Raw genomic sequence first — 12700 nt, forward strand, 5'->3', positions numbered from 1 at the left:
TAAGTTATTATCGAAATTGTCTGAACATGAACTTTCCAAAATCAACTGCTGCATCAAAAACTCCACCACTGATAAGTTCAAAACCAAGCCTTACACTTTTCTCTATTGCTTCATCAGTTTTCTCGAAGTTTTTACTAGTGTCATTGCACCAGAAATTTATCAGAAAGATCAACTGGGCTAAAAATGGATTTTTGAGTTGTCCCTGAATTGGAAGTTTAATGATTTCACCTCCTTCAACCCCTTCATCGACTAATTCATTTACATAATTTTTAAATGATTTGTAAAAGGGTTTTAGGTAGCCCGGAGTTTTTTGTGGCTTTGTAAAAGCATCCTGTCGATACAATACGTAGCTTCTGTTATTTTTAAGGATCTCAAAGAAGGTGTAGTAAAAGAAAAGCATTTTTTCTCTTACAGGATACATTTCGTATTCTTCTTCTTTACCTAATGATTTAATTGTATCATCAAAAAATCCCTGCCAGATATCAGCTTCTAATGATTCGAAGGAGCTGTAATGGGCGTAGAATTCCTCTTCTTTGATCTTTAGTTTCTTACAGAAGGCCAGTACTGATCGCAATGGCTCCGGATCAACTAGTAGATGATTTATGTAATTATTTTTTAATCTTTGTGATGTTACCATGTATTTTAAACAAATGAGGTAACATATTGTTGGAGGATTTCAATAAATTATTTAATTAATTTTTAAGCCTGGATTCTTTAAGTTCCTCGATCTCAGGTTTGAATTCATCCTGGTAAAATCTCCTGATAAACTTAAGGTTTCTTCCGGCTCCCATGTTACTTTTTATCCCTGTTAAACTGGCTTTTACAAGGAAATTAATGAAGGAACGATGATCTACACGTTCATAAAACATGTAACGCGGCTTTTTGTACCACTCTTCTGTATTATTCTTTTTAAGGATCATATTGGCAAAAAATCCGCCCAAAGTACCCTGAACGCCACCTTCTTTGTCGGTATTTACTTTTAAGAGAGTCATTGACATATCCTGGTAATAAAATCCCATGTTACCGTAAATGTTGTCTTTATAACCCTGGGCAAAAACCATGGCGGTATCTAATTGCCCCGAATTAAACCTGATCATAGCAGATGGTTCAAGAAATGCATTCATTTCCGGCAATGGCATAGGAGCCAGGCCAATGGTGGTTTTAAAGGCCCCTTCTTCACTATTCATATTGAAGTCAAGATCCAAAGTTAATTTACTTGTGCCCATCAGGTCACCCTGCATACTAATCAGCATATGTGAACTGTCTGGTGGATTGCTGAAAATATTGGACAGATTGCCCGAAACATCAGTGAGGATAACGTCACCGGGCCTTAAACCGTTTTCAGGGACCTCTCTGTATCTCAGGAATCCACCAAAAGTAGTGATCTTATCTATATTGAGACCCAGTGGACTATTGCGGACAAACTCATTTGGGAAAGGTTTGTTTTCACTTTTATCAACTGGTTTATTTTTATCCCTGTAGATATTTAATTCCGGGTTTTTAATAATTATTTCTTTGGCTACAATTGTTGAATCATTGAGCAATTCAAGAGTATTGAAATCTTTAATTACCGTTTCTCCAAGTCGTAGCGTAACAATATCTTCTTCGTAGTTTTGTGACTCAGCAAGTATCTCAGGGGGTAGGGTAGGTACAATTCGAAAGTCTGTTACGGTCAGGGTTTGAGAAATATCGTTCCAAATCGTATAACCACTTTGTATATTATATGAAGCCAAAGGATAGAAGAAGTAATCAAAACCGGTTTCAAGGGCTCTATAGCTCCAGATATCTTTATTTTTTGTGAAATCTGCCTTCAGGTCTTTGCATCCAAGTCTAAAGCCCTGGACTGCAAGTCGTTCCTGGTAAGGGTCTGCAATTGAAAAATTAACCTGGTTTATAGCAAAATTATCGATGTCTATTTTAGAAAGGGCGGTAAACTTTTTGATAATAAAGTCATTTGCTTCCTCTTTTAAATTAAATACATCGGAGTTATCAGTAGCCTGAATGTTATCACCTGTCAGGAGTTTGGTATAGGTCACTCCGTCAACGACCAAAGATCCGGCTGTGAATTCTTTTTTAGAAAATAGTACAGGGATATCCCAATTGTTAATAGAAATTTTTTCCGTGTTAGCCTGCCAGTTTTTAGTGCTGTCTTTAGGAGTTCCTTCGGCATTGGTAATAACCAAGGACCCGGGATCCATACCGGTAGTAATGCTATCAGCTTTAATTATGATGTCCTTATTTTCGAAATCCACTCCTGAAAAAGCAAACATTCCTCCATCAGGCCAGTGAATACCAGTTGAATCTCTCAGGGTTTCAAGGCCACTTACCGAACCATTGATCAAGGCAGTACTTATTTTTGTGATGTTTCCTGAGGAATCTGTGAGATTTATCGAAAGACTTCCGTTTATGATTGATGTGTTCTCTGATGAAAATGAAAATTTACCGGCTTCCTTTTTTGTTATATTTTTTTTGTTGATATCAATTTTTATCGCAGGCTCTTCCAGTTCAATTGACCTGAAACTAAGTTCATTCTTATTTATACCTTTTGAAAGATCATAGGCATTTGCTGTTAGAAATGGGATTTCTGCATTGATAGTAATTCCCCTGTTCAGTTTTTTATTATCTGCATTGATCAATAGATTATCAAAAATCACTTTGTCAGAGCTGGAGCTTGAATATACTCTGTCAGCACTTAATTCATGGCCCATGCCAAGATGCTTAAAAAGTAATGTTTTGAAATCGATCTTATATTTATTGAAGCCAAATTCTATGCTGTCTGTGGTATTATTCCATTTAAGATCTGTAGTATAAAAAGCTGCATTTGGGGTTGTCAGATGCCAGGTAGAATCTCTTTTGATATTAAATTCTGTTTCTTTGAGATTTACTGCCTTTAAGTTTATTCCCTTAATGGTTTTTTTTCTTAAAACAGAACCGGTTGAATCGACCCTGGCTTTATTGCGGATCAGATATTCTAAATTACCTTTTTCGATGGTAGCACTGTCAGCAGAAATTACCAGGTCTTTAATTAATTTGTTTTTAGACAGTCTATAAAGCCTGATTCCCTCTCCAATATATTTCACATCTGAAGATAAGCTGTCTTGTGGAGGTTTTTCAAATTCCAGGTCCTGAATGAAAATTCTATTAAAATCATTTCTTACAACCGGAAATCTTGATTTTATAATTCCGCCATTATTTAATGAGAGAATTATATACTCAGTAGAAGCTGTATTTATTGTAGCCTGGTTTAAACTTTCTTCAAGACTCATTTCTTCATACCAGAGCATATTATCGATATCAATCTTCATGCCCGTCGTTAATATTTGTGGAGAACTGGAGCCCCGATATCCACTTATTTCAAGTCTGGCATTATCAATTATTAGATTATCAATCTTTGCATTTAACCATGCTTTAGGCAGGTCCCTTAGAATGTTTTCTTTATTCTGTGTCTTATTTATATTTGATGACCTGATAAAAAAATCTGGACTATTGAGATAGACTTCTTTCAATGAAACCGTGCTGTCTTTATTAAGCATGGTTTTATCAAGTCCGTCAAGTATAATTTCTGGCAGATAAGCTTCAAAGTCTGGTGTTTTAGCTCCATCTTTCTGTTTGCTGATTTTTAATTTATTGACCTTGAGTATCTCAGACTTCGAGGAAAATTCGATGCTTGAAGCATTAAAGTTCAACTCCCGGTTTCCTGATCGGTAATTTGGGCTAAAAAACCGGACTCCAAGGTCAGTATAAGACGGAAAATAGTTTCCGGTAGATATCATCGTACTATCCAAAATGTAGTCATAGACACTGATCTCCATTTGAGGAAGATGCAGTACACCACCGTTTTCCTGTTCAAAGATCATTTTTCCATGAGCCATTGTAAAAGTATCGACTTCGATGGTGTTAAAAACAGATGATAAGAATGCGGATAAATTATTATCCTGTTTAACGGACTTTTCTCCGCTGATCATTTTTTTTACCCAATGGTTTTTTGTGTTAAATGTGGTTTCAGTCAGAGTTATGGCCCCTACATCTAATATATTTTTTTGATAAGACCTGTTGAAATCAATATTTCTGATCTCTAAACCCGGGGTATTGTAATAAAATAAATTTTGAACCTCATCATGTGAAATATCCTCAGATGGCTGAATGGTAAAGTCAGTGATGCGTATTGCTGAGTTTAATGTATTTATTTTTAGGCTGTCAAAACTCACAAAGTGAACAGAGTCTTTCAGAAAAATTTTCTGGGGGCCTGAATAAAAAGTAACATTATCAGCACTTAAAAATTTCGACTTATTTTCTACTGCTGATCTGTTTAGTAAAAAATCATCGATATTCAGGTTTAGATCATCAAGTATCACTGGCCATAATTGCTCATCTCTTAAAAGCAGATATTCAACATTGGCATCATTTATACTGAGGTTATTAATTTTGAATTCTTCAAGGTATTCAGAAATCTGATTATAGATTTTACCCACTTCGCCACTTAAGGAAGTAGAATTTTGTCTTCCGGAGGTTTTAATGGTAATTACCGGAGAATCAAGACGAATGCTTTGAACTTCCAGTTTTTTAGTCCAATAAACCAAAATAAGTTGTTTGACATCCAGTGTGAGATCCGGAATTAATATCTTAACCATGTTGGAGGTATCCTTCAGGTTATAAAAATCGGAAGAATCTTTAGGTGTCAGATGTATGTCTTTAAACTCTGCCTTGCTTGCTAAAAATGATACAGATATGTCGGAATAACTAAATTGATATTTGCCGTCAGTCTTTTCTGCTATCTTTTCTTCTAAGAAATCATACAGGTAAGATTTTGTAAGATTTTTCGTAATTAGAAAGAAAGGAATCAATAGAATAATTAAGGAAAAACCAATGATCACACCATGGCGACGATAAAATGGTTTTTTATGTCTTGTTTTTCCTTCGGGCATAGAGTTACAAGGTATTATTATGCAGTTTAGACAAAAACCTTCATAAAAAAAAGACCCCTTAGCTGCAGGCGCAGTTCGGGGGTCAGATTGCTCATAACAGGTGAAGAAATAAGGAAGATCTTACTTAGTCGTTGTAGACGATTGTATACCCTCTGATTCCGTGTTCGTGGCTGTCGAGGCCTTCAGTTTCGTGTTTTGCTGATACACGGATTCCAAATGTTTTTTTCATTATAAAGAATATGATAAATGCTGAGGTAAAGGCCGCACCACCACAAATTGCAACTCCTTTTAACTGGGTTAAAAATTGACTCCATCCTGCCATAGAGCCGAATATTCCAACAGCTAAGGTTCCAAATACTCCGCAGGTAAGGTGTACAGAAACCGCTCCGACACAATCATCAAGCTTTAATTTGTCTAAAAATACAGCAGAGAAAACTACGAGTGTTCCACTGATCAATCCAATAAAGAGCGAATCAGTTATATTCATTACATCAGCTCCGGCAGTAATCCCTACAAGCCCGGCTAGAACGCCATTTAGTACCATGCCGAAATCAAGGCGATTAAACATGAAGTAACCCGTGAAGCAACCTCCAAGTGCTCCTGCACAAGCTGCCAAACTAGTGTTGACAAGTACGATTGAGGTAGCCATAGGATCGGCAGAAAGAACAGAGCCTCCATTGAATCCAAACCATCCTAGCCATAATAGAAAAACACCGATTGTTGCAAGAGGGACACTACTCCCTGCTTTATCAACTACTTTTCCATCAACATATTTGCCGATACGAGGGCCAATCATGATAATTCCGGCAAGCGCTCCCCAGCCACCCACTGAATGTACAAGTGTTGAGCCGGCAAAATCATAAAAACCCATCGCATCTAATGCTCCGCCACCCCATTTCCAGCTACCGATAACAGGGTAGATTAACCCGACAAATATTACGGTAAAGATAAAATAGGCGTTTATTTTAATTCGTTCAGCCACGGCACCTGAAACTATAGTGGCAGCAGTAGCGGCAAACATTCCCTGGAACAGGAAGTCAGTCCAATATGTGTATCCCGAATTATAACTAAGGCCGGAAGTATCACTTAACAGAAATCCTGAAAAGTCAAACCATCCTGGCCCGTCTGCAAATGCAGGATACATCAAGTTGAATCCGAAGAAAGCAAAAGTTAACAAGCCGATTGCGGGGGTTAATGTGTTTTTGAAAAGGATATTAACGGTATTTTTAGCTTGCGTAAATCCTGCTTCCACAGCTGCAAAACCCAAGTGCATGATAAACACCAGCGCTGTACACAGCATCATCCAGGTATTATTAGTAGTTAAAATATTTAATTCTTGTTGTTCTTTTAAAGATTCGATCTCTGCCATCGCAAAAGATGAAGCGGTTGATGAACCTGGTTCAACATCTGTCAGTACTGAAAAATCGCTTCCTGTACTGATCAATAAGTCATGAATAATTTCGGTTAGCATATGAACTTATAATTCAGTAAAAAAATGTATATGTTTAATTTTTAGGTTTAATAACAACCCTAATTTTATATAATTTTTGTTTAAAAGGAATTATTAGGGTTTAAAATAATCCTGAATTTTGATTTTTAATGAAATTTGTAATTGTATAGGGGTGTTTTTGAAAGAGTTGTAGTGGATTTGTTGAAAATATGGTGATAGATGGGTTTATTTTTAATGAGAGGGGTGAGGCATTAGTAGAATTTTTATGTCTGATCTGTTTTATTGATAAAAACACATCAATAGCCTCTTATATTTAAATATTATCAATAAAGTCCAGTTTGTTGAATAATAGAATAAAGGGTGTTTATTTTGTTGAAAATTATCAAAGCATGAAATCTCAATATATCACCAGGTTTTTATTTTATTTTTTACTAGCCATGCCGCTTCTTTCCTTTGGACAGGAAGAGAAGAAAAAAGATACGGTAACGGTTGATTTATCTACACCCCGAAAAACGGTGAAGACTCATCTGAAATATCTTCAGGATGATAATTATCACCCGAATGCATCTGCAAGATCCTTTAATCCAAAATATCCTTTAAAGGAGAGAAAGAATTTTGCGAGGGAACTAAAAGAAATTTGGGATGGCCAGGGAATCAGGATCTATACAGCTCAGATTTCTAATAACCCAAATTATACTGATTCTGCATCATCTGAACATATGTATATTCTTGATCAAGGGGTAGAGGGAATCAGTCTTGAAAAAGTAGGAGACAGATGGTATTATTCTGATGAAACTGTCAGACATATTGATGAGCTACACAAGGAAACTTATCCATTTGGTACTCATAAACTATTAAATATTTTACCGAATACAACTAATAAAAAGTATTTAGGTCTTTATTTATGGCAAATCATTGGGTTGGCCATTTTAATATTGGTGGCAGTGATAATCCATAATTTATTTACCTTTTTATTAAGAAAGGTGATCACTGTTATTCTTTTAAAAGCAGGATATAAAGATATAGCCAAGGGGTTTGTAAAGCCAATCGCCAGTCCGGCAGCGTGGTTTATTGTGGTTTTTCTAATGAGTGTATTCATCAGGGTATTGCAATTGCCCATTGAATTTGCCCATTATACTATTATAATACTCAAATCTCTTGTACCGCTTTTTGCTACAATAATTGTATACAGGCTGGTGGATATCGTTAGTTTGTATATGCATCGGATGGCTGAGAAAACTCAGTCTACACTCGATGATCAATTAGTTCCCCTGGTGAGTAAGACCTTGAAAATCTTTGTGGTACTAATCGGGGTAATATTTATCTTAAGTAGCCTGGATATTAATGTAATTCCAATTCTAACCGGACTATCAATTGGAGGTCTTGCTTTTGCTTTAGCTGCCCAGGACACGTTGAAGAACTTTTTTGGGAGTATAATGATTTTTCTGGACAGGCCTTTTCAGATTGGAGACTGGATTACTGCCGGTAGTGATATTGACGGAACTATTGAAGAAGTTGGTTTCAGGTCTACACGAATCAGAACTTTTAGAAATTCGGTTACCTCTGTGCCAAATGGCAAGCTGGCAGATATGACTGTCGATAATCACGGACTGAGAGTTTACAGAAGGTTTTATACTCGTTTGGCTATTACTTATGATACTCCACCAGATGTGATCGAGGCTTTTGTAGAAGGATTAAGAAAATTAACAGAAGACCATCCTGATACCAGGAAGGATAACTACCATATTTATTTGAATGAATTCGGAGGTTCTGCATTGGAGATCATGTATTATGTGTTCTTCCGGGTGCCTGATTGGGGTGGTGAGTTAAAGGCCCGTCATGAGTTAATGCTTCAAATCATTGAATTGTCTGAAGATTTAGGAGTGAGATTTGCCTTTCCTACACAAACACTTCATATGGAAACTTTTCCTGAAAAAGAAAGTCTTACACCGGAATACACTGATTCTCCGGATCAATTAAAGGAAAAGCTTGCAGCTTTTTACTCTAAAAAAGGATTGAATTAGTTTTTGACAGCTTTTCGGATCATCCAACCGATCCATATAGTCGAAATAAAGAATAAGATTATCCAAACCGCTGTCTCAACTGGCAGCGGTTTTTTTGATTCGATGATTGCATAAATTGATGAAGCAGATGCACCTGTGAGAAAAGCCAGGGCTGTGCGTGGCATCATTCCGATCAGGCTGCCATAGAAGAATTTTTTTATGTGAACTGCAGCTGCAGCCATTAAAAGATTCATTACAGCAAAGGGAAGGACCGGGGATATCCTGACAGCAATAACAGTTTTAAGTCCTTTTCTTCTTAACGTCTCAAAAACTCTCCTTCGCTTTGAGTTTTTATTAATAATAGTATATAGCCACCTGTCCTCGATGTTAATCGAAATATAATATCCTATTAATGCAGCTAACATATAGGCAGCGATAAGAAAAGGGAAGGTGAACCAGGGTAAATAATAGCCCCAGATTGCCGCGGTAAGCGTTGTGGGTAATAGTGCCAGCCCCATTACAATAGCAGCTATGAAGAAATATATAGTGGTATCGAGCAAGCCTACTGGTATCGAAGTGATATCGTTCATAATGAGATATCCCAGCAGCGTAGAACTGCAAATCAAGGGGCCTACAAATTGCCATGCTCCCCAAAAGGTAGAAATAAGATTACGAATGAATGTCCTGGAACCTAACATTTCTTAATTTTATAACTCATTATTATAATAATTATTTTCCTTCTGAAAATTAATTTTAATTATATGACTAAACTGGGAACGAAAGCAGTTCACGCAGGTGTCGAGCCAGATCCTGCAACGGGGGCGATAATGACACCCATTTATCAAACCACGACTTATGTTCAGTCAGCACCTGGAGAACATAAGGGTTATGAATATTCGAGATCTCAAAATCCAACAAGGCATGCCCTGGAAAAAAGCATTGCCTCTCTTGAGAATGCAAAGCATGGATTATGTTTTTCTTCAGGTCTTGGTGCTATCGATGCAGTTGTCAAAATGCTTAAACCCGGAGATGAGGTTATCAGTACCAACGATCTCTATGGCGGATCTTACCGCATATTTACTAAGATTTTTGAGAACTTTGGTATAAAATTTCATTTCACTGATATGAATCATGTCGAAAAGGTGAATAGTCTGATCAATGATAACACCAAATTGATCTGGCTTGAAACGCCGACTAATCCCATGATGAATATTATTGATATAAAAGGAGTAGCTGATTTAATTAAAGATAAAGACATACTTCTGGCAGTTGATAATACCTTTGCTACACCCATACTTCAATCTCCTATGGAACTGGGCGCTGATATTGTTATGCATTCAGCAACGAAATACCTTGGAGGTCATAGTGACGTGGTAATGGGGGCTCTGGTTGTTAACGATGATGAGCTAGCCAAAAAGCTTGCGTTTATACAAAATTCAAGTGGAGCTGTTCCGGGTCCACAAGATTGCTTTTTGGTGTTGAGAGGGATCAAAACTCTGCATTTAAGAATGGAACGTCACTGCCAGAACGGAGAAGTGATTGCCAATTGGCTTGCTACTAATCCTGCGGTTAAAAATGTATTCTGGCCCGGTTTTGAAGATCACCCTAATCATGATATCGCAAAAGTACAGATGAGGGGCTTTGGGGGAATGATTTCTTTTTCTCTAAAAGAAGATAGTCAGGAGGCTGCCTTCGAAGTTTTGAAAAAATTTCAATTATTTAGTTTGGCCGAATCTCTGGGAGGTGTGGAATCACTTTGTGGTCATCCTGCATCGATGACTCATGCATCTATTCCGCGTGAGGAGAGGTTAAAAGTTGGTCTTACAGACTCATTGATTAGGTTAAGTGTTGGAATTGAGGATTCAGAGGATTTAATTGCAGACCTTAAACAAGCTTTGAAGATTTAAATGAGTAAAATAACTGATTACCTTGATCAATTAAAGAATGAATATGATTCAAGACCTTTAATTAAATTTAAATGGTCGATGTTAATGAAGCTGATGCCAAAATTAATTCTTGTTGTCTTATGCGCATCCTTCATTGCTTATTTAACCCTGGATCTTCAAATGCTGGCTACAAAAGTAGGTATTTCTTTTGCAGGATTTTTAACAGCTGCTATGGGTATTCTTTTAGTCTTTAGAAATAATACTGCCTACGATCGCTGGTGGGAAGGTCGCAAGATCTGGGGGACACTCGTCAATACATCCAGGCATATGGCCATGTTGATAAAGGAGCTGTTTAAAAATAGCCCCCATAGACTGGAAGATTTTACTGGCCTGCTATCTGCTTTTCCTCATGTATTAAAAGATCACCTGAGAAATAGAGATGATGAAGAAGCATATAATTTCCTGTCTGATGAAGAGTTTGCCTTTGTGAAAAAGATGGATCACAAGCCTAATGCATTGATTATGCTTATGCAACAAAGGTTTCGGGAAGCGTATTCCTCTGGTGAAATTACAGATTATCAATTTGTAAAACTTACAGATCAGGCCGGGTTATTAACAGACTACCTCGGTAAGTGTGAAAGGATCAAGAATACACCAATCGCTTCCGGACATCAGTTTCTTGTTACTTCGATTGCCTGGCTTTACTTATTGACTTTACCTTTTGGCCTTGTTGAGTCAATGGGGTGGTATTCTGTATTTGTGGTGTTTTTTATAGCATATCTGCTTTTATCAATGATAGAGGTGAGTTTAGAAATAGAAGATCCATTCGGAACAGACACTAATGATCTGCCTACTGATAAGCTGGCGGATATGATTGCTTTAAACGTTGGAGAAATCTTGCTGGGAAAAGATTGATTATTAATTTGATACCCAGTAAATTCCTGTAAAAACAAATTTATCTCATGGCTAAGGTAACAGGAATAGGAGGAGTGTTTTTTAAGTCTCCGGACCCCGAAAAGTTAAAAAAATGGTATAAAGAACATTTAGGTATCGATTATGATCAGTATGGTCGGGTATTTAAATGGCAGGATGGGGATGCTGAGGGAAAAGGATCGACCACATGGTGTCCGTTTGTTGGTAATACGAAATACTTTAGTCCTTCAGATCATGATTATATGATCAACTACCGGGTGGATGATCTCATCGAACTACTGGGAGAATTGGATAAAAAAGGAATTAAACAGGTAGGAGAAATGGAAGACTACCCTTATGGCAAATTTGCCTGGATTATGGATCCCGAAGGTAGAAAAATCGAACTTTGGGAGCCTATTGACGATCAATTATAAACAAAAATCATAAAAATCATATTTTTTAAATCCTTTCTGGAAGGTAGCCGTTATCTTTATCATTTAAGTTACCCAACCAGTACATGATTACATTAAATATTCATCCGGATGCCTCACGGGATATCCTGCATGAAATAGCCCGTGAATTTGATATCAAAGTAAACGGAAACCGGCTAATAGTTGATAATGAAGACCTGAAACTCGATGTTCGAATTGAAGAGTTCGAAGGTTTATTTGATCTTATTATAACACGAGAGTGTATTTCCAGAAATCCTGTAAGAATATTTCGTCACGGTAAGTTATCCAATAACTTTTTTCCGGTTTTATTTATAGATTCTCCGGCAATACGATTTGAAATTCCAGAATATGGACAGGTAAATGTAGGTAGTAATTCCCTGCATGGGGTTTCTTTTGGAATGACAACTGAGCCAAGTGAGATGTTTTTGCCAATTGACAAAGAATTAAGATTTTTATCTGTCCGGCTTAAAGATCAATTTATTAAACGGTTTGAAAAGGATAGTTCTTTCTCCAGGCATGTTTTAAAGGCAGAACAGGATATAATAATCCATGAAATGCTCACTCTTGAAATGAAAAAGCTAATCAGTGATATTCACAATGTTGTAGGAGATGATGCGTTTTCGAAAAATATTCGAAAAGTGCGTGCTGAGGAACTGGTCATGTTATTTTTAAATAAGGTCGATGAAAGAGATTTTTCATTAGGGTCGAAGGCCGGGAAAAGTAAAACCGATGCTTATGAAAGGATTTATAAAGTAAGGGAAAAACTGCTTGAGGATCTTTCTAAACAACCTAATGTTGAAGAATTAGCTGATGAAGCTGCATTATCACCAAGTAGAATGCGTAGCGTGTTTAAAGAAGTATTTGGAATGCCCGTTTATTCATATTTGCAGGAAGCCAGACTAGAAGAAGCCAGAAACCTGTTATTAAATTCAGATTATAGCATATCTTCAATTAGTTATTTGATTGGTTTTAACAATCCCGGACATTTCGCATCAGTCTTTAAAAACAAGTATGGTATACTTCCAAGCGAGTGGAAAAGACTCTGATAATGAGAAGATAGTCATATTTTGAC

9 protein-coding genes are annotated in these 12700 nt (G+C 36.9%); 5 read left to right on the forward strand and 4 right to left on the reverse strand.

Going from position 1 to position 12700, the window contains the following annotated elements:
* Positions 1-7 precede the first annotated feature (7 nt).
* The 3 genes from OO013_RS07070 to OO013_RS07080 all read right to left on the reverse strand — a co-directional run bounded on the left by OO013_RS07070 (position 8) and on the right by OO013_RS07080 (position 6294).
* Positions 8-637 carry a TetR family transcriptional regulator C-terminal domain-containing protein gene (locus OO013_RS07070; protein ID WP_266056017.1) on the reverse strand — a complete coding sequence of 210 codons (630 nt, stop codon included), beginning with the start codon at positions 635-637 and terminating at the stop codon, positions 8-10.
* Positions 638-692: 55 nt separating this feature from the next.
* Entirely contained in the window at positions 693-4925 is a 4233-nt protein-coding gene (locus OO013_RS07075) for an AsmA family protein (RefSeq protein WP_266056019.1), read from the reverse strand.
* 124 nt (positions 4926-5049) lie between these two features.
* The gene (locus OO013_RS07080; RefSeq protein ID WP_266056215.1) at positions 5050-6294 is read right to left on the reverse strand and encodes an ammonium transporter; all 1245 of its coding nucleotides are present in this window, start codon (positions 6292-6294) and stop codon (positions 5050-5052) included.
* Positions 6295-6764: 470 nt separating this feature from the next.
* Between OO013_RS07080 and OO013_RS07085 the strand changes: the two genes are divergently transcribed.
* Positions 6765-8399, forward strand: coding sequence for a mechanosensitive ion channel family protein (locus OO013_RS07085; protein ID WP_266056021.1), 1635 nt, complete (start codon positions 6765-6767; stop codon positions 8397-8399).
* Here the strand turns inward: OO013_RS07085 and OO013_RS07090 are convergent.
* The gene (locus tag OO013_RS07090; protein ID WP_266056022.1) at positions 8396-9076 is read right to left on the reverse strand and encodes a TVP38/TMEM64 family protein; all 681 of its coding nucleotides are present in this window, start codon (positions 9074-9076) and stop codon (positions 8396-8398) included. The genes OO013_RS07085 and OO013_RS07090 overlap by 4 nt on opposite strands.
* A gap of 63 nt (positions 9077-9139) precedes the next feature.
* Between OO013_RS07090 and OO013_RS07095 the strand changes: the two genes are divergently transcribed.
* From OO013_RS07095 to OO013_RS07110, 4 genes are all read left to right on the forward strand, one after another.
* Complete coding sequence (locus tag OO013_RS07095) at positions 9140-10285, forward strand: cystathionine gamma-synthase (RefSeq protein WP_266056023.1); 1146 nt, start codon at positions 9140-9142, stop codon at positions 10283-10285.
* Positions 10286-11179, forward strand: a complete 894-nt coding sequence (locus tag OO013_RS07100) for a bestrophin family protein (protein ID WP_266056024.1) — start codon at positions 10286-10288, stop codon at positions 11177-11179.
* Positions 11180-11226: 47 nt separating this feature from the next.
* The gene (locus tag OO013_RS07105) at positions 11227-11610 is read left to right on the forward strand and encodes a VOC family protein (RefSeq protein WP_266056025.1); all 384 of its coding nucleotides are present in this window, start codon (positions 11227-11229) and stop codon (positions 11608-11610) included.
* An 83-nt stretch (positions 11611-11693) separates the two neighbouring features.
* Complete coding sequence (locus OO013_RS07110) at positions 11694-12674, forward strand: helix-turn-helix transcriptional regulator (RefSeq protein WP_266056026.1); 981 nt, start codon at positions 11694-11696, stop codon at positions 12672-12674.
* Positions 12675-12700: the final 26 nt, after the last annotated feature.

This window comes from Mangrovivirga halotolerans (assembly GCF_026241165.1).
In the GTDB taxonomy this organism is placed as follows: domain Bacteria; phylum Bacteroidota; class Bacteroidia; order Cytophagales; family Cyclobacteriaceae; genus Mangrovivirga; species Mangrovivirga halotolerans.

Bases quoted from the DNA above. Each gene is read 5' to 3' on its own strand.
- OO013_RS07070 (WP_266056017.1), bottom strand. From the start codon at position 637: ATGGTAACATCACAAAGATTAAAAAATAATTACATAAATCATCTACTA.
- OO013_RS07075 (WP_266056019.1), bottom strand. From the start codon at position 4,925: ATGCCCGAAGGAAAAACAAGACATAAAAAACCATTTTATCGTCGCCAT.
- OO013_RS07080 (WP_266056215.1), bottom strand. From the start codon at position 6,294: ATGGCAGAGATCGAATCTTTAAAAGAACAACAAGAATTAAATATTTTA.
- OO013_RS07085 (WP_266056021.1), top strand. From the start codon at position 6,765: ATGAAATCTCAATATATCACCAGGTTTTTATTTTATTTTTTACTAGCC.
- OO013_RS07090 (WP_266056022.1), bottom strand. From the start codon at position 9,076: ATGTTAGGTTCCAGGACATTCATTCGTAATCTTATTTCTACCTTTTGG.
- OO013_RS07095 (WP_266056023.1), top strand. From the start codon at position 9,140: ATGACTAAACTGGGAACGAAAGCAGTTCACGCAGGTGTCGAGCCAGAT.
- OO013_RS07100 (WP_266056024.1), top strand. From the start codon at position 10,286: ATGAGTAAAATAACTGATTACCTTGATCAATTAAAGAATGAATATGAT.
- OO013_RS07105 (WP_266056025.1), top strand. From the start codon at position 11,227: ATGGCTAAGGTAACAGGAATAGGAGGAGTGTTTTTTAAGTCTCCGGAC.
- OO013_RS07110 (WP_266056026.1), top strand. From the start codon at position 11,694: ATGATTACATTAAATATTCATCCGGATGCCTCACGGGATATCCTGCAT.